Raw genomic sequence first — 21,296 nt, 5'->3', positions numbered from 1 at the left:
GGCACTACGAGAAGAACCGCCTCAGTCGGGCGAGCAACCCGTTCGCTCGTTCGTCGGCTCGACCCTCGGAAACGCCCCTCTCGAGGGGTCCCTGGTCGGGACGAGGCGGTTCCGAGCGCCCGTCGTCGGCCCCTGCGGCTCCGTCGTTCTTCGCCACCTCGACCGCCCGGTCGAGAAGGCCTTCGCCGCCATTGACCGCGTCTTGCACCGGCACGGCCACGAGCGGTTTCCCGTCGAACCGGTCGCGTTCGACCGACGTCGCGGCGGCGATGATGACGGCGTCGGCGGCCTCGATCGACTCGCCCGAGAGTTCGTTCTCCGTACCCATGGCTCCCTGGATCTCGACGTCGATTTCGTGGCCGGTCGCCTCGGCGACCCGCTCGAGGTTCTCGGCGGCCATCTGACTGTGTGCGATCCCCGTCGGGCACGCGGTGACTGCGACGAACTTCATGGGCTAGCGGTCCGCTACGTAGTCGCGAACCGTAGGCTTCGTGGTCGCCTCGAGCGCGCGCTCGGCGAACGACCTGGCCTCGTCCGTGTCGACGCCGGTGACGCTCGCCTTCACCTCGGGAATCGAGTGGGGAGTGACGCTGAGTTCGTCGAGGCCGAGTCCGATCAGGAGTTCGGTCAGTTCCGAATCGGCGGCCATCTCGCCGCACATTCCGATTCGAGCACCACCGGAGTGACCCGCCCGAACCGCACGCTCGACGATCCGAAGCACCGCCGGTTCGCAGGGGTCGTGGAGGTGGGCGACCCGATCGTCCTCCCGAGCGGCGGCCATAACGTACTGGGTGAGGTCGTTCGTCCCGATGCTGAGAAAGTCGACGCGTTCGGCGAACGCCTCGGCGAGCAACGCTGCACTCGGCGTCTCGATCATCGCGCCCAGTTCGGGCATCGCGTAGTCGACGCCCTCCTCGGCGAGCGCCCCGGCCGCCGATTCGACCGCCGCGATCGCCGCCTCGAGTTCCCCGACCGTCGACACCATCGGGAACGGCACTGACAGCGAACCCTCGCCGACGGCCTCCGCCCGGAGCAAGGCCCGCAGCTGCGTTTCGAATCGGTCGGCGTCCGGGCCGAGTGACCGACGAATCCCGCGCTCGCCGAGGAACGAGTGCTCCGCCCCGGGGCGGCCGGGGGGCGAAATCGGTTTGTCGCCTCCGACGTCGAGGGTCCGGACGACGACGCGACCCTCGGGAAACGCGTCGAGCACCTCCGCGTAGGTCTCGACCTGTTCGTCCTCGTTCGGCGGGGTCGGTCGGTCCAGAAAGAGGAACTCGGTTCGAAAGAGTCCGATTCCATCCGCACCGTGGTGGATCGCCGCCTCGAGGTCCGAGAGCGTGCAGACGTTTGCGTCGACAGCGATCGGATTCCCGTCGGCCGTCGATACCGGCGCCGCGCGAATCTCGACGTCGCCCCCCACCTCGACGCGCTTTCGCTGTTCGGTCGTCGGATCGACGATCACCGACCCGGCGTCGCCGTCGACGAGGACGGTCGCACCGGCTTCGATCGACCGCAGTTCCTCCCCCGCGTCGACGACGGCTGGTACGCCAATCGACCGGGCGAAGATCGCCGCGTGAGCGGTTCGTCCGCCTTCGACGGTCGCGAATCCAGCCACCCGATCGGGGTCCAGTCGTGCGGCGTCGCTGGGCGTGAGCCGTCGGACGAGCACCACCGTCCCGTCTGGCACCGTACCGAGATCGACGCCATCGTCGCCGGCGAGTATCCGAAGCAGTCGATCGCGAACGTCCCGGAGGTCGTCGGCCCGCTCGGCCACCGTGCCGTCCGTCTCCTGGAACTGGTCGATCGGACCCTCGAACGCTCGACGGACCGCGTGTTCGGCGGGCAGTCGATCCGCGATGGCGTCCGCGACGGCGTCCGTGATCTGCGGATCGTCGAGGAACTGTCGGTGGGCGTCGAAGACCGCCGCTTCCGCCTCGCCGATCCGTTCGGCCGTCCGCTCGCGTTCGCGCTCGAGTTCCTCGCGAGCGCGCGCTTTGGCGTCGTCGAACCGGCCTCGTTCCACCGCCGGGTCGACCGTCGCCGGCTCCGGCGGTGCCTCGAGGTCGGCGGCGGAACCGGAACGGGCCCACACCGCGGTCCCGACGCCGACGAGAGGGGCAGCGCCCGTCCCGTCGATCGTTCGGCGGTGGTCGTCTTCGGGCATGGTTGGGGTTTCAGGTTTCACGTTTCAGGTCGAACGCTTCGCTTCGGGCGTCGAGAGCACCGCCTCGAGGGCGTCAAGGGCAGCCTCGGCGTCGGCCCCCTTCGCGACGATTCGAACCGCCCGGCCGCTCGGAACGCCGAGGCTCGTCACCGCGAGGACGCTCTCCGCCTCGACGAGGTCGCCGTCCGCCGGCCCGACCCGTACGTTGGCGTCGAACCCGTTCGCAGTCCGGACGAACGCCGTGGCTGGGCGGACGTGGAGTCCGTCCTCGGGCGCTACGGTGACGATCCGTTCCATCAAGAGATCGCCTCCGCGAGCGCGGTTCGGACCTCCGCGGGGGACTCGGCGTCGTGAAGCCGCTCGCGCACCTCGTCGTGTACGAGCGCACGCGAGAGCGAACTGAGCGTCTCGAGGTGGTCGTCGGCCCCATTCTCGTCGGCGGGAACGAGCAGCATGAACAGGAGCGTCGCCGGTTCGGCGTCCGCGTCGCCGAGAGGGACCCCCTCGCTCGAGCGGGTGAACGCGACCGTCGCCCGCCTGACGGCCTCGGTCCTGGCGTGGAACAGGCCGACACCCTTCCCCACTGCAGGGCTCGTCTCGGCCTCGCGGGCGAGGACGGCCTCGAGTGCGACGTCGCGGTCCGTCACGCGACCGGCCTCGACGGCGCAGTCGAGCAGGTACTCGATGCAGGCGTACGCGTCCGGGGGTGGCTCCTGGAGCGCGATGAGCTCCGGTGTGAGTACGGCGTCGATGTCGTCCATGCGTGGAGTATACTCGGGAGGGGTTTAATCAGTCACTCTTCCCCTGTCTTTCGATCTCGCCCCGCTCGAAACGGCCTCGTAGTCGGGTTTGAGGGCCGTGACGACCGCGGCCGTCACGACGGTTCCGACGGCGAGACACGCCAGGAACTGGATCCAGTTATTGGCCAAAAGCACGACGAGGATCCCGCCGTGGGGCGCGGGCATCGTCACGCCGAGCCACACCGCCGTCGCGGCCGCGGTCGCGCTTCCGAGCACGGTGCTAGGGACGACCCGAGCGGGGTCGGCGGTCGCGTAGGGGATCACCCCCTCGGTGACGAACGACAGTCCCATCGCCAGCGCGGGTCTGGCGCGTTCGTAGCGCCCCCACGGGTACTTCTGCGGGGCGACGACGTTGGACAGCGCGAGTCCGAGCGGCGGCACCATACCGGCGATCATCACCGCCGCCATCGGCGCGTAAATCTGTTCGGGAATCAGTGTCACGCCGAATACGTACGCGATCTTGTTGACAGGGCCGCCGCCGTCGACCGCCATCATCGCCCCCAGTACGGCCCCCAGTGCGATCGCCTCGAGACCGGACGGGTCGCGAACCAGAGCCGTCAGTCGCTCCATCGCGAGCGCGAGCGGTGGCGCGAGCACGAAGAGCACGACCGGCGCGAGTACACAGGTTACCAAGACGGGAAGGAGAAGAACCGGGACGAGCGGTTCGATGGCCGTCGGGACGTCGATTCGAGCGAGGGCGGCGACGACGACGCCGACGAGGAGTCCGACCCCGAGCGCCCCCAGATACCCCGCTCCCGCCTGGCCCGTCTCGATCCCGACGATCCGGCCCGCCTGCTCGACGACCGCGCCCTGCTGGACGAGCGCGGCCAGGACGAATCCTGGCGCGAGCGCGGGTCGATCGGCGATTCCATAGGCGATGTACGCGCCGAACGCCGGCACCGCGAACGCGAGCCCCGCACGACCGATCTCGGCGAGAAACCACGCGAGCGTGCCCGGTCGCTCGAGTGCCCCCGCTCCCCCAGCGATGTGGGCCGCCGCGAAGAAGACGCCGCCGATGGTGACGAACGGGATCATGAAGCTCACGCCGGTCATGACGTCCCGTCGAACCGACGCGAGGTGGGCTGAGAGGGCGGTCGTGACGGTCATGTTCGTGTGCGCCTCTGGCGCGGATCACCTTGTAAAGAGCGGGACGTCGGTCGAGTCCGAGCGTAGACCGGACATCTCGGGGACGGTCGTCCCCGGGACCGAAACGACCTCCGCGGCGACGGTCACGCCCATGCGGAGGGCGGCGGTGCCGGACTGCCCACGGACGAACGTCGAGAGAACGCCCGCCAGTAGCGCGTCGCCCGCGCCCACGGTGTCGACGACGTCGGCATCCTGGGATTCCGCCCGATAGATTCCCTCTGGCGAGGCCAGCAGTGCGCCGTCGTCGCCCAGCGATGCGACGACGTGTTCGAAGCCCTCGTCGCGGAGCGCCTGTGCCGCTTCCACGCACTCCTCGACGGTGTGGACGGGCATTCCTGTCGCCGTGCCGAGTTCGCGACGATTGGGTTTACAGACGAAGTACTCGCTTCGAAGTCCCCTCAGCAGGTCTCCCTGGACGTCCACGATTGTCTGCCACGGCCCCGCTCGAGCGATCCGATCGATCGTCGCCGGGCCCAGGTTCGGCGGAAGGCTCCCCGCGACGACGACCATCTCGGGGTCGTGCTCGCGGACCTTCGCGACGACCTCGCGGACGGTTTCTTTCTTGACGTTGTGTCCCGATTGGTTGATCTTGTACTCCTCGTCGTCCGTAAGAATTGTCGTGTTGAGACGGGTACAGCCCCCCATCTCGACGAAATCGTTCGGCACTTTCTGTCGGACGAGTTGCTCCTCGATGTACGTCCCCAGAAAGCCGCCCGTGAGTCCGGTCGCCAGCGTCTCGATGCCGAGTCCGTAGAGGTACTTCGAGACGTTGATCCCCTTCCCGCCGGGATCGTACTGAGACATACTCGCGCGCTTGACGGCGTCGGAATCGAGTTTTCCCTCGACAGTGATGGTGTGATCCACGGCCGGATTGAGAGTCACGGTGAGGATCACTCGACCACCCCGTCGACGACGTCGACGCCCGCGGCCTCGAACGGCTCGCGCTGGGCGTCGGTGAGGACCGCATCGGTCACGAACGTGTCGATCGAGGCGTAGTCGGCGAAGTGGACGAAACTCCGCCGACCGAGTTTCGACCCGTCGGAGACGAGGACGACCCGCTGGGCCTTCTCGACCATCAACGACTTCATCCGCGCTTCGTCCTCGTTCGGCGTCGTCAGCCCCGACTCGGGGTGGATCGCGTTCGTTCCGAGGAAGACGACGTCGAAGTTCGTCCGCTCGAGGAATTCCTCGCCGGTGGGCCCGACGAGCGCCCAGGTCTGTTCACGAAGCGTGCCGCCGGTCAGCTTCACGTCACCGTGTTCGCCCAGTTCCATCGCGATGAGCGGCGAGTTCGTCGCGGCGATGAACGCGACGTCGGGCGTGGCTTTCGCGACTTCCATCGTCGTCGTACCGGAATCGAAGAAGACGACCTGTCCCTCGAGGACCTCCTCGGCCGCACGCCGCCCGATGGCGCGTTTTGCCTCCAGGTTCTGCACCTGTTTCTGGCTGTACGATCGTTCCTCGGCGACGCTGGTGACCGGAAGCGCGCCCCCGTGAGAGCGTTCGATCAGCCCGTCGGACTCGAGGTCCTGTAGGTCGCGACGAACCGTCGCCTCGGAGACGCCGAGTTCATCCGCGAGGTCGGTAACGGTCTGTCCGTTCTCTTCCGAGACGACGTCGACGATTTCACGTTTCCGTTGTTTAGGCAACATAGCTCGAGAGGGATGGTGGTGCTCGTTAGTTGTTGATTCACCGGCCCGGACCTTATGTGTTTTCGCTCGTTTCTGCTCATCTTTGACGGCTCGAGAGAATAGTGAGGACGAACGTGACGATCGCGCCGACGCTCGATACGATCGCACCGCCGTAGATCCCCTGCAGATAGTTGTACGCCGCGATCAGGACGAGCGCGACACCGAGCGCCAATGGGACGAATTCCGCCACCGAAGCCGTGTCAATCGACGTCACGCGAGTTGCTCTCCACCTTCCGTCGTGGGCCTGGTCTCGGAATCGAACGTGAGCGACTCGCCGGATTCGGAATCGAAGTAGTGGAGCGAGCGGCGGTCGAACTCGACGCTCACCCGGTCGTCGACCTCGATCGGGCCGCCCGGTTCGACCGATGCCTTCACGGTTTTGCCGTCTCCCAGGCCGAGTTCGAGGACGGTCTTTTCACCCTGGGGTTCGACAACGTTGACCGTCGCCGGCAATCCGTCGGGTCGCAGGGTCACGTCCTCCGAACGGACCCCGAGAACGACTTCGTCACCGATCGAATCCTCGAGCGCCCACTGATACTCGTCGGGAACGTCGTGCTGGAACGGCCCGAGGTCGATTACGAGGTTGTCCACCTCCCGGCGAACCGCCCCCTCGAGGAAGTTCATACTCGGCGAGCCGAGGAAGTCGGCTACGAACAGGTTCCGCGGGTTGGAGTAGACGTACGTCGGCGGGCCGACCTGCTGGATCTGCCCGTTATCCATGACAGCAATCTGATCGCCAAGCGTCATCGCCTCGACCTGATCGTGGGTAACGTACACCATCGTCGTCGAGAGCGTATCGTGGAGCTTGTTGAGTTCGGCGCGCATCTGGACGCGAAGCTTCGCATCGAGGTTACTGAGCGGTTCGTCCATCAGGAACACGTTCGGTTTGCGGACGATCGCGCGACCGAGGGCGACGCGTTGTTGTTGCCCGCCAGAGAGTTCACCGGGTTTGCGCTCGAGGAAGTCATCGATCTGGAGTAGGGCTGCAGCGTCGGCGACACGCTCTTCAATGATGGCCTCGTCGACGCCGTGTTGTTCGAGGCCGAACCGCATATTCTCTCGAACGGTCTTATGCGGGTAGAGCGCGTAGTTCTGAAACACCATCGCGATGTCGCGCTCGTAGGCGCGTCGGTCGTTGACGACCTGGTCACCAATCTGAATAGTCCCGTCGCTGGCCCGCTCGAGACCGGCGATGAGCCGAAGGGTCGTGGTCTTGCCACAGCCCGACGGGCCGACGAGAACGGTGAAACTCTCGTCGGGAATCTCGAGTGAAACGCCGTCGACGGCGACGATGTCGCCGAACCGCTTGACGAGATCGTCGAGTCGTACTTCAGCCATTGCACTCACCATCGGTCGGGTCGGGCGTGAACGTTCCTATCCGCGTCATTCTTTCACCGCCCCCCGGGTGATGCCGCTGACGATGTGTCGCTGGAAGAACAGTCCGAACAGAATGCCGGGAAAGGCGGCGATCATGCCACCGGCTGCGAGGCGCGCCCAGTCGATGAAGTCGTCGGCGACGAACAGCGATACGGCGATCGGCAGCGTCTGGGACGACTCCGTCGAGGTGAGCACGAGGGCGAAGACGAACTCGTTCCACGAGAATATAAACGCCAGGATGGCCGTCGCGGCGATACCGGGTTTGGCCATCGGAAGGACGATCTTGAAGAATCCTTCCCAGGCGGAACAGCCGTCGATCTGTGCCTGTTCGTCGAGCGAAACCGGAATGCCGTCGAAGTAGTTTTTCATAATCCAGACGCTAAACGGGAGGTTGAAGAAGATGTACGTGAGGATGAGCGCGACCCGAGTGTCGTAGAGGCTCCCGGTTAGCCCGCCGATCAGCGGTGGGTCGGACATGATCGCGAAGAACGGCACGATCAGGGCGATCGGCGGGAACATTCGCGCCCCGACGATGGTCAACAGCAGCGCCCTGTTCCCGATGAAGTCGTACCGGGAGAACGTATACCCGGTGAGAGTACCGAGCGTGACGCAGATCACCGTCGTTGTCGTGGCGACGACCAAACTGTTGAACGTGTACAGTTCGAACGGGCGCTGGGTGAAGATGTCGACGTAATTCGCCGCCGTCGGCTCCGTGGGGAGAAACGACGCGGGGATCGAAACGGCCTCGCCTGGCGGCTTGATGCTCGTGATGAAGATGAAGTAGACGGGGAACCACAGGACGATCACGTAGAGGCTGAGCAGACCGTAGGCGATCCACCGCTCTCTGACGACGTCCGGCCACTCGTCCCCGGTTTCTATGCCGAGCAAACGCGCGAGTTTCGTCGAGGGTTTCGTGCTCATTGTTCGTAGGGACTTCCGGAGAAGAACGTGTACAGAACCGTCACGATACCGAAGGTCACCGCCAGCATCAACACCCCCATTGCGGCCCCTTCGCCAGCGTTCTGGAACTCCATGGACGTTCGGTAGAGAAAAGACGCCCAGACTTCCGTTTCCTTGCTGGGGCCGCCCTCGGTCATGACCCAGACGATGTCGAGGGCACGAAGGTCGAAGATAATTCGAATCGTCAGGGCGACGAGGATCGACGGTTTCAGGAACGGGTAGGTGACGTTCCAGAACCGGGACCATCGACTCGCGCCGTCGACCTCGGCTGCGTCGTAGAGCTGTTCGGGCACGTTCTGGAGGCCGGCAAGCAGGATTACGATGACGAACGGCGTGAACACCCAGACGTCGGCGACGATCAGCGCGACCATCGCTAACGTGCCATTCGAGAGGAAGGCGACACTCTCTTCGATCACCCCCAGCCTGAGGAGAAAGCCGTTGATAGCGCCGTACTGCGCCTGAAACATCCACCGCCACATCAGCCCGCTGAACACGTACGGGAGGATCCATGGAACGATGACCGCCGTCCGGATCCAGCTTCGTCCCTTCAGATCCCTATCGAGTAGCATGGCCACTCCTAGGCCAAGCAGGAAAGATATCGTGACGCTTGACCCGACATAGACGATCGTATTTCGCGTGAACGCCACGAACGACGGGTCGAAAACGGTCAGCCAGCCGTCGGCACCGTCGGCGAACAACAGCCGTCGAAAGTTCTCGAGGCCGACGAACTGCCACTCCCCCGTGATCGGATGGGTCCGGTAGAGGCTGGTAACGAACAGGCGATACACCGGATACGCAATTATCGTGACGATGAGGATCAACGTCGGTCCGACGGTCATCGGAACGAACAGCCGGTCGAGCAACCGCCGCAACGATTTATTCGAGCGTTCCATGAATAGATAGGGGTTCGTTACAGTATGCCGATCTCCTGATAGAGTGCTTCGACGTCGTCGTGAGCCTGCTCGAGCGCTCGCTGGGGATCCTTATCGTTGACGAGTACGTCAGTAATCTGGGTGGAAAGGTAGTCGTCGACCTGGGCCTGTGCGATGTAAGTTTCACCCATCGCGTGCTCGAGATTGTACTGCATCGTCTCGAGGAGATGAGACGGATAGGCATCGTGGACGTCGTCGTCGTCGTAGACATCGGGCACGACGCACGGATTCCCTTCGACGAGCATGTCGTGTTTGCACGACTCTCGACTGGTCATAAACTCGACGAATCGCATTGCAGCAGGCTTCCGCTCAGAGTACGCCGAAATGCTCAACCCATTCGTGTCCTGAAACGTCGCCCGCGAACCTCCGGGGCCCTCTGGCAGACGAGCGCTGCCGAGTCGAGATTCTCCCCAGCGATCGTACTCGAGCGCGTTCGCGCCCAGTGGGGTCCACGCGTTGACAGTCGCGAATTGCCCGGCCAGAAACGCGTCATTGAGATTCCCTTCGCTCATACTGGCCATGCCAACAGGTATCTTGCCGCGCTCCCGAAGCGCAACGATGAACTCCATGACATCGCGGCCAGCCCGGCCGTGGAATCTCGGTTCATCGTCCTCGTTGAACATTCGTCCGCCAGCCTGATAGAGAAATTGTTTGAACATGAACACGTCTTTGTCCGCCCACGTGAACCCGAACTCGCTCTGATCGGGCACCTCGAGTTCTAGGACATCGTCCCAGGTCTCGGGCGGCGCACTTACGGAGTGTTTGTCATAGAGATACGTTCCCCACTTACCGAACTGGGGAGCCATGTAGACCTCGCCGTCGAACGTCATCAACGAAACCAGGTCGTCAGGGAACTTCTCGACGTGCTCGTTCGGAAGGTCGAGTGGCTCGAGCCAGCCCGAGCGGACGAAGTCGTCTAACCACCACGACGGACCGTTCCAGACGTCGACGGTCCCGTCTTCGTTGCGCCAGATCGTCGTCAGACTCGTTTTGAGGTTGTTCCAGGGAACCTCATTCACGTCGACGGAGATGCCAGTTTCCGATTCGAACCGGTCGATGTTTGCCGCCGTGCCTGGATCGTACTCTAGCGAACCGGCATTGTAGAACACGATTTCGTCTTCCGCCTCATCGCTCCGACGGCCGAATCCGATGCCGAGACAGCCAGATAGTCCGGCTATCCCGGTCGCAGCGACGCCGCTACTGGTGACGAATCCTCGCCGGGTGTCGGCTCTACCGGTAGCGGTGGCATTGGTATCCATGTCGGGCGGTCCCTTCCGGCGGTGCAAACGGGTCACGCGCGATCGGTAAACGGTTCGGCTCTTCCTCCAGTCTCGATTTCGTGGGATCCGGTGCGCACGAGACCAGGATTCACTTCGGCCGGTCTCATCGAAGCCGGTCGGTTCCGGTGACGTTTGTAGCGATTGAACTTAGCCGTTTGTATTGTCGATCACCTATCGTGTCAAGTTTTTTCCGGTCCGATCGTTGAACACGTGCATATCCTCGAGATCGGCGACTATTTCGAGTGATCGCTCCTCGGTTGCCTCTGATTCCGAGTCGATCCGAGCCGTAAATTCGGCATCGCTCTCCCTGTCGACGTCGGTGAACGTGACGTACTTGTCCGCGCCCACCGGTTCGATCACTTTGACGTAGGTGGTGAACGTGTCGCTTTCGGTGTGTTCGCCGGTGGCAAGTGCCGCATCGTGAAAGCTCTCCGGCCTGACGCCGAGAGTCAGGTCCAACTCCGCCCACTCAGAGAGAGGATACCTGTTCGCAAACGATTCGGGGACGTCCAGTTCGAACAGGTCGGAGTCGACGACCCACCGATCGCCAGCTTTCCGGACGTCGATCGGGAGGAAATTCATCGCTGGTTCACCGATGAATCCGGCGACGAACCGGTTCGCTGGTTCGTCGTAAATCTCCTCTGGCGTGCCGACCTGCTGAAGTTCGCCGAGATTGAGGACAGCGATGCGATCGCCGAGCATCATCGCCTCCGCTTGATCGTGAGTTACGTATATCGTCGTCTTCCCGATTTTCTTGTGCAGCTTATTCAGTTCCGTCCGCATCTGCGCTCTGAGTTTGGCGTCCAGGTTCGACAACGGTTCGTCGAAAAGGAACACCGATGCGTTCCGGATGATCGCTCGCCCGAGCGCGACCCGCTGTTGCTGGCCGCCAGAGAGGTCCTTCGGTTTGCGGTCGAGCAGTTCCGTGATGCTGAGAATCTCCGCGGTTTCGGCGACGCGTTCCTCGACCTCATCGTTTGCGACGTTGCGAATCTGAAGCGGGAACGCGAGGTTCTCCCGGACGGTCTTGTGCGGATACAGCGCGTAGTTCTGGAACACCATCGCCACGTCCCGTTGGCGGGGATCCAGTCCGGTGACGTCCTCGCCGTCGATGACAATCTTTCCCTCCGTCGTCGTCTCGAGTCCGGCGACGCACCGAAGCGTCGTCGTCTTCCCGCAGCCAGACGGACCGACGAGGACGAGGAACTCCTCTTCCTTGATCTCGAGCGAGAGGTTTTCGACTGCGGTTACCGGGTCGTCGTCGTCCTGGTAAATCTTGAGCAGGTCGTCGATTTCGACGTGAGTGTTTCGTTCCGTTTCCGATCGAGAGTGCGTTGTTTGTGCCATGTGTGTTGAAAGTCGTTTTTGGTTACGGTTTCGTGCGTTCGAATCGTATCGATCCGGCGTTCCGCGAGTTGCCAGACGAGCGTACAATCGCACCCGCCAGCCGGTCGCGAGCGAGTCGACGATGAGTGGAGACGAGTCGCATCATCCCTTCACCGCCCCCGAAGTGAGGCCGCTCACGATGTACCGGTGGAAGAAGATGATGATGAGTACGGTCGGGAGCATCGCGAGGACGCTGGCGGCCGACAGGGAAGCCCAGAGCGTCGTCTGGTCCCCGATGAACCGGTACGCCCCGACCGAGACCGGCATCGAACTGCGATCCGCGCTGACCATGAACGCGAAGAGGAACTCCCGCCAGGAAAACAGGAAGGTGAGAATAGCACTCGCGGCGAATCCCGGTAGCGCAAGCGGAAAGATCACCTTTCGAAACGACTGGAACTTGGTGCAGCCGTCCACTCGTGCGGACTCGTCGATCGCCTTCGGGATCGACATGAAGAAGTTCCGCATCATGTAGATGACCAGCGGGAGCCACAGATAGACGTTCGCGAAGATGATCCCCATTTTCGTGTTGAGCAGCCCCATCGAGTCGATGATCTGGAAGTACGGGATCAACAACCCAATCGGCGGGAATAGCCGAGCGGCGATCACCGCGATGAACACGTACGTGTCGAACGGAAACCGGTACCGGCTGAACACGTAGCCCGCCGGGGTTCCGAGTCCGACGGTGATAATTGTCGTCACCGACGCGATGATGAGCGTGTTGTATATCGCCAGGTAGAACTGCTCGGTGACCAGGACGTTGTACAGCGTGGTGAAGGTCACCTCCTGGGGGAGGTACGCCACCTGTCGCGCCCCGTGATCGGTCTGAATCGACGTGAGAACCGTCCAGACGATGGGCGTGAGAACCATCACGAGCCCCATCGCGACGACGAGGTGGACTACCGCAGGTCCCTCGAGGACCTCCCAGATGCGTTTTCGAGTCGAGTAATCCAACAGCCGATTGCCTTCGATTTGTTTCGATGCCATAGCGTTATTCCTCCACGTTGACCATGATCTTCGTCACGACGAACGCAGCGACCGCGAGCGTGATCAGTACGAGGATGACGGAGGTCGCTGATCCGGTGCCGAGATTGAAGTTGACGATGCCATCCCGATAGATCCACGTCGCGAGTACGTGCGTCGAGTTCCCCGGACCGCCCTGAGTGAGTCCCCAGATGACGCCGAACGCGCGAAACGAGAACATCCAGTTGATCAGGATCACGATTGCGAACGATGGAAGCAGGTACGGGATCGTGACGTTTCGAAACGCCTGAAACGAAGTCGCCCCGTCCATCTTCGCCGCGTCGTACATGTGCTGAGGAATTGCCTGCAGACCGGCCAGGAACACGATCATCGCGAACGGTGTCCGCACCCAGCCATCGACGAACGTCACCGAGATCATCGCCCAGGTCGGATCGGCGAGCCACAAGATCTCCGAAAAGCCCAGATCGGTGAGGATCATGTTGATCAGGCCGAGATCCGCGTTGAACATCCAGCGCCAGATTAGTGCACTGACGACGAGCGGTGACGCCCACGAGATCAGCAGTAACGTCGAGTACGACGTCCGAAGCCACTCCCGCTTCACGTGATTGACAGCGAGTGCGAGGAGTAGTCCGCCACAGACCGATATCGTTAGCGACCCGAACGAGTAGTAGAGGGAATTCTTCAGGTTATCGACGAAGCGACCTCTTGTGAGGACGTACCTGAAGTTGTCGAGGAAGACAAACTCCTGTACGTACCCGCCGGTAGCCAGGGTCGTCCTGAATAGCGATTGCCAGATGAGGTACAATACCGGGTAGATGAAGACCACGAAGATGGCGACGAGGGCGGGGCCGAGCATGATCGCCGTAAAGTAGCGATTGACGAACTCGGCGATCGTGTTTCGTATACCCGATTCACGTCCGAATTTGTTTGTTGACATAATTGAAAATGGCGTGGGAATCGACGGCAGTGCTACTGGTCCAGGATGATATCGATATTCTCTTGAGAGGCGGACAGCGCATCGTCAACGCTTTTATCGCCCCCGATCGCGGCTTTAAGTTCGTCCGCGTGTGCCTCGAGAATCTCCTTCGAAGCCGGGAAGTAGTCGTTGTCGATGTTGTTCGCGGCCTCCATACGAATGTCGTTGAACGGCACTGATCCTAGTTCGGCGGCGTCCTCGTAGACCGGATTCATGTAGGAATCGTTCGCCTCGTAGGTGTACTCCCACCACTGGCTCTCGTAGCTAAACCGGCAGTCCATGTACAGAGCAGCAGCTACCTTCTTGGCCGGATCCGCGTACCGGTTGATGCTGACGTTGTTCAGGTGGCCCAGCCCGTTCTGCTGCGGATCGGGGCCCTCGCTCGCTTTCGGGTGAAGCGCGACGATGTACTCCTCGCCCGGTTCGAGACCGGCGTTGATGACGCGGCTGACCTGCGACCCCATCGAGGAGTGCATCGCGAGGTCGCCGTTGACGAGCAGGTCGTTGAGGGTCCCCTCGTTGTAACTGGTGACGGCGTCCGAGACGAGTCCTTCCTCTTTCAGGTGGACCATCCGCTCGAGGGCTCGAGCGGATTCGTCGGTGTCCACGCGGACAGTCCCGTCGTCCTGAACGAGGTTTGCGCCCTGCTGGTAGATCATCTCCTTGTGGTTCTTGATCACGTAGTTCCACTGATTACCCCAGTAGGCGTATCCCTCGATATCGGTGTCCTGAAACTCCTGGGCGACCATATCGACGTCTTCCCACGTGTATTCACCCTGAACTCGCTGGGGGTCGATCCCCTGTTCCTCGAGCAAGTCTTTTCGGATATGCATGAACGTATTCCAGCGAATACCCGGCGCACCGTAGAGGTGGTCGCCTTCGTCGGGCCCGATGTCGCTGGTGAATGCCTCCTGGATGTAGTCCGGGTAGGGCTCCCACATCTCATCTTCAGGCATGAGTTCGTCGATCGGTTCCAGGTAGCCGGCCTGAATGAACGTCGAGTACGACGTGGGCGTTGTCACCTGGAAGATTGCCGGTTCGTTACTCCCCTGAGAGAGGAACGTCTGCTGTTTGGTGAGTGCCTGTGTCGCAGCGATCTCCTGTGGAACGATCTCGATTCCAGTCTCACGCTCGAAGGCAGCATAAGTGGCTGCCGTCGCCGGATCACCACCGAGACCACCGAAGTTGATGATCTCGAGTTGATCGACGTCGCTCGCAATGGTATCCTCCCAGTTGTCCGGTGGCGACCACGGGCCTTGCTGCACTGCTTCACTCGAGGCCCACGCATCAACGACGCCGCCCTGATCCGGATCGGGGAACTGAGAGCGAACGTCCTCCGGCCACTCGTCGAAGCTGGTCAGCCGCCGCTCGCGCCAATTTTCCGCGAGGTTCAACTTCTCGAGTTCGCTCTGGAATTCATCGTCTTCCGAGACGGAACCACCGCCGTTGCCGCCAGTGATATTACTGAGACACCCTGCAAGGCTGGTTATACCAGCAGCGCCGACGGCACCGGTCATCTCAAGAACTCGACGCCGAGAGTGAGAATGATTGTTTCCATCGGATTGTGATTGGTTGCGATTGTTATCCATGCGTTCCGATCACACATTCGGAATAGTAATATAAATATCTTTCCCTGAATCAATCACATTCAATCAAAAGGAGTCAAAACTGCCTACAGTCGATCGATAACTGCCGCCGTCACCTCGTCTGTCGAGGCGTCGCCGCCGAGGTCACCCGTCCGTGGGCCGTTCTCGAGCACATCCTCGACGGCCTCCCGGACGGCCGCGCCCTCGTCCTCGTGGCCGAGGTACTCGAGCAACATCGCCGCCGAGAGGATGGCGGCGGCGGGGTTAGCGATGCCCTGGCCGGCGATGTCGGGCGCAGTGCCGTGGACCGGCTCGAAGAGCGCTCGGTCGGGACCGATGTTCGCGCTCGGGAGTAAGCCGAGACCGCCGACGAGCCCGGCCGCGAGGTCCGAGAGCACGTCGCCCGCGAGGTTCGGACAGACGACCACGTCGAACTGCGTCGGGTCGAGACAGACGTGGGTGGCGAAGGCGTCCATGAGCACCTCCCTGGTTTCGACGCCACGGGCGTCGGCTACGTCGACGACCGCGTCGCGAAACCGACCGTCGGTTTCGCGCATGACGTTCGCCTTGTGGACGACCGTGAATTCGTCGAGGCCGCGATCGTCGACGAACTCGCAGGCGAACGCGGCGAGTCGCCGCGAGGCCGAGTCGGTCACCACGCGCGTCAGCGTCGAGAGGTCGTCGCTCAGCCGGGTTTCGTGGCCCGAGTAAACTCCCTCGGTGTTCTCACGGAGGAAGACGAGGTCCGTCTCCGGCCGAACCGCGTCGACGCCGGGGTAGGCCCTGGCGGGCCGCACGTTGACGAACGAGTCGACGGCCTCGCGCAACGGAAGGATCACGTCCGCAGCGGTTTCGCCCGCGGCACCGAAGAGCGTCGCGTCGCTCGAGGCGACGAGATCGTAGGTCTCCTGGGGAAGTGCCTCGCCGGTTTCGGCCTTCACGGCGTCGCCCGCCGCCGCCTCGTGAAACGAGAAATCGATGTCCAGTGACTCGAGCACCTCGAGCGCCGCCGGCGTCACTTCCTGGCCGATTCCGTCGCCTGGGACGACGGCGATGTCGTGGGTCATGCTCGCGCTCGTCGTGGAAGCTCAAAGAGGGTATCGAAAGCGGTATATTTGCCAGTCCTAGTCCTCGACGAGCGGTCATATATCAATATATCGCACACTCCCGGAAACACGAATAGCCAGAAAGGTTATCATACTCGCATTCGAGTATCTGCGTCATGGTGGTGCTCGGACGGACCCAGATCGCGTACAGTACACTGAATACACTCGGGAAGCGAGAAATTTCGTACAGTGGGTTGGTGCTTCTGAACGTACTCTTCCTGTACCTCTTCGGATTGCTCGTCGTCGTTCCGGTGCTGTTCACCCTCGGATTCTTGCTCCACGCACGAACCCTGTGACGGAACCGAACGGGACCTCGCGGTACCGTCGAACCGTCACCCCCCAGTAACCTGGTACCGCAGGCCCCTCGGAACACCCATTGACCAGATCGCGGAAGTTGACGGCTGAGACGCATCGAGCGTTCGCCCTCGACGAGTTCCACGACGTCGGAGAAGCGACACAGTCACGGGGTTCGTCGAGTCTACAGGTAGCTGGTGAGCCACCCAACGCCAGCGCTGGGTCGAACGTTTTCGAAGGGGCTCGAGCGGTTCCGACACGCGCGAATGGGGCGAGGCCCCCACGGCAAGACGGCGAGATCCGTGGACGACCCCGGCGAGACGGACTACGACGCGGGCCCGTCTCGCTCTCGAGACTGAGCAGGATTGGCGCCAACCGAGTGGTCAGCCGCGACCTCGTCAGGATCCACGGGGTTCGCTTCGTCACGGCACGCTTCGAAGAGGTCGACTGCCCACTCATAGACGGCCTCGTCTTCGGTGACGAACCCTCCTTTGACGACGCCCTGCTCGTCGGTGAGGTCGATTCCAACCGCGCCGTCGACGATCCCGACTGAGATCGGGACGTCGTCGAAGACGGAAACGTGGACGTCCGTTTCCTCGAGCATCTCACGCAACTGCTTCGCGGAGGTCGAATGGGTTCGGATGGCGTCGAGGACGTCCGGTGTGATCACCATTTCGAGGTGCGTGTCCCCGTGGACGGTCGATTTCCAGTCGTTTTCGATGAACTCCGGGGCGACCGTGCGTGTAACGCCCCGAATCCGGTCGCCAGAGCGGCGAAATTCGAGTATTCGTCGAACGATGGCGGTCGCGTCACTCTCCTCGAGAACGACGAGTTCGGCGTCGCGAAGGCGCCGGACGTCGAACGTCAGAAGGTCGGACGGCAGCCACTGCAGCGGTTCACGCAGACGACGTTCGGCCTCCATTTCGCCCACCAAACGCGTGAGCTCGTCACACACCCATTCACCGGTCGGTGTCACCGTACACTCCTGTCCCGAGCGTGCGATCCAGTTGCGCGCTTCGAACTCTCGGAGAATGCGCGCGGTCGTCACCCGCGATGCACCGATCCGATCACGGATCTCGTCGTGACTGTGCGGTGCCTCGACGAGGAACTCCAAGACTGCCACGCGGTTCTCCGAGTTCGCGAGAAACGCGACGTCCTCGAGTGCAGTTTCCATGTTTATTGGTAACTCATAACATGATATTAACCTATGGGGTAAGACGCCCGTGTCCAATGGTCTGCTGATCGTTGGTCGAGTGTTTCGAGATCGTCCGGCCTGGCCACAGCGACTTGATCCACAGCTGACGAGGTCGTCATCTCACCATCGCTCATCGTTCACACCGTGGTCAGCGAAGACACCGTGATCGATGTAAACACCGCAACATCATGCTGACGCGAATCGACGAGTGAGACTGTACCCACACGAAGGCGCCGTCGAGCCGCCTCGAGGGTGGGACGTGAGAATCGGGCGACCGAACGCACTCAGCAATCCAGCCGACGACACCTACGACGACCACTCATGACACTCGACGAAGAACGATTGAACCAGCACGTACAGACGGCGATAACCGACTTCGGAGCGACAGCGCACGCACCACTCGTCGTCATCGGCGACGAACTCGGCCTGTACGAGACGCTCGCTGATGTGGGGCCGCTCACGTCGGCCGAACTGGCCGAGAAAACGGATACTGCGGAACGGTACGTCCGCGAGTGGCTCCCCGCACAGGCCGCCGGGGGGTACGTCACCTACGATGCGGAGATGGACCGCTACACCCTCACCCCCGAGCAGGCCGCGGTGCTCGCCGACGAGACCAGCCCGGCGTTCATGGTCGGAAACTTCCAGGTCGCCCTGTCGGCGGCCAGGATCGAATCACAGCTCGTCGAGGCGTTCCGCACGGGCGAGGGCGTGGGGTGGCACGAACACGACGCGGACCTCTTCCACGCAATCGAGCACTCCTGGCGGCCTCAGTACGCGGCCAATCTGGTCGACAACTGGATTCCCGCGCTCGAGGGGGTGGACGCGACGCTCCAGGACGGTGGGCGCGTCGCCGACGTGGGCTGTGGCCACGGCGCCTCGACCATCCTGATGGCCGAGGCGTACCCGGAGTCGACGTTCGTCGGCATCGACCCCCACGAACCCTCGATCGCGGCAGCCCGCGAGCGAGCAGCGGAAGCCGGCGTCGCCGACCGTGTCAGCTTCGAGGTGGCGACGGCCAAGTCGTACAACGGCGCGAGGTACGACTTCGTAGCCACGTTCGACGCCCTCCACGACATGGGAGATCCGGTGGGTGCGGCGGCGCACGTCCGTAACACGCTCACCGACGACGGCACGTGGATGATCGTCGAGCTGTTCGCCAACGACCGTGTGGCAGACAACCTCAATCCGATGGGGCGGGCAGCCTACTCGATCTCGACGCTAATCTGCACGCCGTGTGCACTCGATCAGGAGGCCGAGCGCGTGCTGGGCGCACAGGCTGGCGAGACCGGTATTCGGGAAGCCGTGACCGACGGCGGTTTCACCCGGTTCCGCCGTGCGGCCGAGACGCCCCTGAATCTCGTGTTCGAAGCCAAGCCGTAGTACGGGACGAGCGATCGGTAGGAGCCGATACAGGCGAATTGAAATGCTGTCTGTTCCGAACCGCTCGAGCCCTGGAGCATAACCGAGCTCGAGTATCGAACAGCACGCTCAGGCGATACTGAGTAGACGGCGCGCATTCCGTCTCGAGGGAGACGAACACCGATACGTACTATACTATGGCATGTGTAAACATACCATGGATACTGCCCTCGACGAGATCGACTTTCTCGCCAGATCGACCCACCGAGTTGGTGTCCTGGAGGGTCTGACCGATGGCGCCCGCGAACGGCACGAGCTCCGCACCGCCACGGGCGCCTCTACACCGACCATGAGTCGGATTCTCGCCGACTTCGAAGACCGTCGGTGGATCGCTCGGGACGGGCCAACGTATCACTTGACGTCACTCGGCGAGTTCGTCGCAGAGCGGTTCCTCGAGCTCCGCGAGGCGATGGAACTCGAACGAAAACTCCGCGGCGTCTGGCAGTGGCTCCCCCAGGAGATGGAGGAGTTCTCCGTCGACCTCTTCACCGATGCGGTTGTCTCGTACCCCGGACCAGGCTACCCGTACGAGCCGATCGAGCGTCTCACCCGCCTCATCGAGGGGACCACTCGAATGCGGGGGTTCGACAGTATCGTGTTCAAGTCGATCAACAACGAGGCGGTGTGCCAGGCCGTCCTCGACGGGATGGAGCTAGAGTACGTGTACTCGCCGACAGCGCTCGAGCAGACCCTCGCCTGGAATCCAGAACGGGTGATGGAAGCCGCATCGTGTGACCACTGCACCGTCCTCGTCCACGACGACCTCCCCGACCGGTCCCGGTGCGGGCTCGGCATCGTCGACGACCGTGCCGGCATCTGCTGTCACGACCCCGAAACCGGAGCGCTGACGGCCGTAATCGATACGGATGCACCGGCAGCTCGAGCGTGGGCCATCGCCACCTTCGAACGCGTCCGCAACGAGGCGAGGCCAGTCGAGTCGCAGGCGTTCGAGACGGTCGTCTCGTCGGACCTCCACCCGTAGAACGCGTCTGGGAGTCGAAGAAACTGCAACGACTAACGATACGTCAGGAACCACCGCCTCTGACGACCACGCCGGTCCACCGTGCAGAGATTAACTGTCGTAGTTCCAACTGTTTCTTCACGGGGCGAAATATTTCACCAGATATGTAGATGTATCCAGCGAGCGTACTGGAATTCGAGGAATCATGCCCGAACGAGCAGAAATCCAGCACGAATGGACTAAAATCGCGCCGGAGTACGACGAGTACGTAACTCCGTCGAACGTGGCCATAGCAGAACAGGCCCTCGAGCGGGCGGGGCTCCAGCCGGGAATGCGAATGCTGGACGTCGCGGCCGGCAGTGGCGCGTTGAGCATCCCCGCGGCTCGCGCGGGGGCACAGGTGCTGGCGACGGACATCTCTCCCGCCATGGTCGAGCACCTCGAGGCGCGTGCGCGTGGCGAGGGGCTCACCAGCCTGGAGGTCCGCGTCATGGACGGGCACGCACTCGAGCTCGAGGACGACACCTTCGACGTCGCCGGTTCACAGTTCGGCGTCATGTTGTTCCCCGACCTCCCACGGGGACTGGACGAATTGACGCGCGTTACCAAACCAGGTGGCCGCGTCCTCCTGGTCACGATGGGACCGCCCGCCGAAATCGAGTTCCTGGGGTTCTTCCTCGGTGCCGTGAAAGCTGCCGTCCCCGGTTTCACGGGCCTCCCGTCGGACCCGCCGCCGTTACCGTTTCAGGTAGCGGATCCCGAGACGTTGCACGAGAAACTGGCCGAGGCCGGTCTCACGGAGATTCGCGTGGAGACGACGAATCATCGGCTGGCGTTCCACTCCGGCGCACAGCTGTGGGACTGGGTGACCGCCAGCAATCCGATCGGGGCGGGGTTAGTCGCCGATCTGACGGCGGAGCAGCGAGACGTGGTCCAGACGATGCTGGACGACAAACTGAGCGAGCGTTCCGACGGGAGCGGTCCGGCCGTGTTGAACAACACCGTCAACGTCGGTATCGGAACGAAGTCGAGGTGAGGAAAT

Annotated in this window: 22 protein-coding genes; 4 read left to right on the top strand and 18 right to left on the bottom strand. The window is 62.7% G+C overall.

Annotated features, from left to right (window positions below):
* Window positions 1-4: 4 nt before the first annotated feature.
* From J1N60_RS08580 to J1N60_RS08500, 17 genes are all read right to left on the bottom strand, one after another.
* Window positions 5-451, bottom strand: a complete 447-nt coding sequence (locus tag J1N60_RS08580; protein ID WP_312912292.1) for a PTS fructose transporter subunit IIB — start codon at window positions 449-451, stop codon at window positions 5-7.
* 3 nt (window positions 452-454) lie between these two features.
* Entirely contained in the window at window positions 455-2,164 is a 1,710-nt protein-coding gene (gene ptsP / locus J1N60_RS08575; RefSeq protein WP_312912290.1) for a phosphoenolpyruvate--protein phosphotransferase, read from the bottom strand.
* Between the two features lie 24 nt (window positions 2,165-2,188).
* Window positions 2,189-2,461, bottom strand: coding sequence for an HPr family phosphocarrier protein (locus J1N60_RS08570; protein ID WP_312912288.1), 273 nt, complete (start codon window positions 2,459-2,461; stop codon window positions 2,189-2,191).
* On the bottom strand, window positions 2,461-2,925 hold the full coding sequence (locus J1N60_RS08565; RefSeq protein ID WP_312912286.1) for a PTS sugar transporter subunit IIA: 465 nt from the start codon (window positions 2,923-2,925) through the stop codon (window positions 2,461-2,463). The genes J1N60_RS08570 and J1N60_RS08565 overlap by 1 nt, the downstream gene beginning before the upstream one ends.
* Before the next feature lie 24 nt (window positions 2,926-2,949).
* The gene (locus tag J1N60_RS08560; protein ID WP_312912284.1) at window positions 2,950-4,071 is read right to left on the bottom strand and encodes a PTS fructose transporter subunit IIC; all 1,122 of its coding nucleotides are present in this window, start codon (window positions 4,069-4,071) and stop codon (window positions 2,950-2,952) included.
* A gap of 24 nt (window positions 4,072-4,095) precedes the next feature.
* Entirely contained in the window at window positions 4,096-5,004 is a 909-nt protein-coding gene (gene pfkB / locus J1N60_RS08555) for a 1-phosphofructokinase (protein ID WP_425499339.1), read from the bottom strand.
* On the bottom strand, window positions 5,001-5,762 hold the full coding sequence (gene glpR, locus J1N60_RS08550) for an HTH-type transcriptional regulator GlpR (RefSeq protein WP_312912280.1): 762 nt from the start codon (window positions 5,760-5,762) through the stop codon (window positions 5,001-5,003). Before glpR ends, pfkB begins: the two co-directional genes overlap by 4 nt.
* 76 nt (window positions 5,763-5,838) lie before the next feature.
* Window positions 5,839-6,015, bottom strand: coding sequence for a hypothetical protein (locus J1N60_RS08545; RefSeq protein WP_312912278.1), 177 nt, complete (start codon window positions 6,013-6,015; stop codon window positions 5,839-5,841).
* Window positions 6,012-7,139, bottom strand: coding sequence for an ABC transporter ATP-binding protein (locus J1N60_RS08540; RefSeq protein ID WP_312912276.1), 1,128 nt, complete (start codon window positions 7,137-7,139; stop codon window positions 6,012-6,014). Before J1N60_RS08540 ends, J1N60_RS08545 begins: the two co-directional genes overlap by 4 nt.
* Window positions 7,140-7,184: 45 nt before the next feature.
* Window positions 7,185-8,099, bottom strand: a complete 915-nt coding sequence (locus tag J1N60_RS08535) for a carbohydrate ABC transporter permease (protein WP_312912274.1) — start codon at window positions 8,097-8,099, stop codon at window positions 7,185-7,187.
* Window positions 8,096-9,031 (bottom strand): carbohydrate ABC transporter permease, encoded by a 936-nt coding sequence (locus tag J1N60_RS08530; RefSeq protein ID WP_312912273.1) that lies wholly within the window; start codon window positions 9,029-9,031, stop codon window positions 8,096-8,098. The genes J1N60_RS08535 and J1N60_RS08530 overlap by 4 nt, the downstream gene beginning before the upstream one ends.
* A 17-nt stretch (window positions 9,032-9,048) precedes the next feature.
* Window positions 9,049-10,329: an ABC transporter substrate-binding protein gene (locus tag J1N60_RS08525; RefSeq protein ID WP_312912271.1), complete on the bottom strand. Its 1,281-nt coding sequence runs from the start codon at window positions 10,327-10,329 to the stop codon at window positions 9,049-9,051.
* Window positions 10,330-10,521: 192 nt separating this feature from the next.
* Window positions 10,522-11,697: an ABC transporter ATP-binding protein gene (locus J1N60_RS08520; protein ID WP_312912269.1), complete on the bottom strand. Its 1,176-nt coding sequence runs from the start codon at window positions 11,695-11,697 to the stop codon at window positions 10,522-10,524.
* Between the two features lie 141 nt (window positions 11,698-11,838).
* The gene (locus tag J1N60_RS08515; protein WP_312912267.1) at window positions 11,839-12,720 is read right to left on the bottom strand and encodes a carbohydrate ABC transporter permease; all 882 of its coding nucleotides are present in this window, start codon (window positions 12,718-12,720) and stop codon (window positions 11,839-11,841) included.
* Between the two features lie 4 nt (window positions 12,721-12,724).
* Window positions 12,725-13,654 (bottom strand): carbohydrate ABC transporter permease, encoded by a 930-nt coding sequence (locus J1N60_RS08510; RefSeq protein ID WP_312912265.1) that lies wholly within the window; start codon window positions 13,652-13,654, stop codon window positions 12,725-12,727.
* A 32-nt stretch (window positions 13,655-13,686) separates the two neighbouring features.
* On the bottom strand, window positions 13,687-15,210 hold the full coding sequence (locus J1N60_RS08505; protein ID WP_312912263.1) for an ABC transporter substrate-binding protein: 1,524 nt from the start codon (window positions 15,208-15,210) through the stop codon (window positions 13,687-13,689).
* Between the two features lie 155 nt (window positions 15,211-15,365).
* Window positions 15,366-16,346 (bottom strand): isocitrate/isopropylmalate dehydrogenase family protein, encoded by a 981-nt coding sequence (locus tag J1N60_RS08500; protein ID WP_312912261.1) that lies wholly within the window; start codon window positions 16,344-16,346, stop codon window positions 15,366-15,368.
* A 155-nt stretch (window positions 16,347-16,501) separates the two neighbouring features.
* On the opposite strand from J1N60_RS08500, the gene J1N60_RS08495 reads away from it, so the two are divergent.
* Window positions 16,502-16,681, top strand: coding sequence for a hypothetical protein (locus J1N60_RS08495; protein WP_312912259.1), 180 nt, complete (start codon window positions 16,502-16,504; stop codon window positions 16,679-16,681).
* A 323-nt stretch (window positions 16,682-17,004) separates the two neighbouring features.
* Here J1N60_RS08495 and J1N60_RS08490 read toward each other — a convergent pair whose 3' ends face one another.
* A complete protein-coding gene (locus J1N60_RS08490; protein ID WP_312912257.1) occupies window positions 17,005-17,853 on the bottom strand; it encodes a helix-turn-helix transcriptional regulator in 849 nt (282 codons plus the stop codon).
* 342 nt (window positions 17,854-18,195) lie between these two features.
* Here J1N60_RS08490 and J1N60_RS08485 point away from each other — a divergent pair, with 342 nt between their 5' ends.
* From J1N60_RS08485 to J1N60_RS08475, 3 genes are all read left to right on the top strand, one after another.
* Window positions 18,196-19,254, top strand: a complete 1,059-nt coding sequence (locus tag J1N60_RS08485) for a class I SAM-dependent methyltransferase (protein ID WP_312912255.1) — start codon at window positions 18,196-18,198, stop codon at window positions 19,252-19,254.
* Window positions 19,255-19,450: 196 nt separating this feature from the next.
* Entirely contained in the window at window positions 19,451-20,275 is an 825-nt protein-coding gene (locus J1N60_RS08480; RefSeq protein ID WP_312912253.1) for a helix-turn-helix transcriptional regulator, read from the top strand.
* A 184-nt stretch (window positions 20,276-20,459) separates the two neighbouring features.
* On the top strand, window positions 20,460-21,290 hold the full coding sequence (locus J1N60_RS08475) for a class I SAM-dependent methyltransferase (RefSeq protein WP_312912251.1): 831 nt from the start codon (window positions 20,460-20,462) through the stop codon (window positions 21,288-21,290).
* The last annotated feature ends 6 nt before the right edge of the window (window positions 21,291-21,296 follow it).

Origin of the sequence: Natronosalvus caseinilyticus (genome assembly GCF_017357105.1) — an archaeon.
Taxonomy (GTDB): Archaea; Halobacteriota; Halobacteria; order Halobacteriales; family Natrialbaceae; genus Natronosalvus; species Natronosalvus caseinilyticus.
Note: the sequence above shows the minus strand (reverse complement) of the source record. Positions and strands in the feature narration are given on the sequence as shown.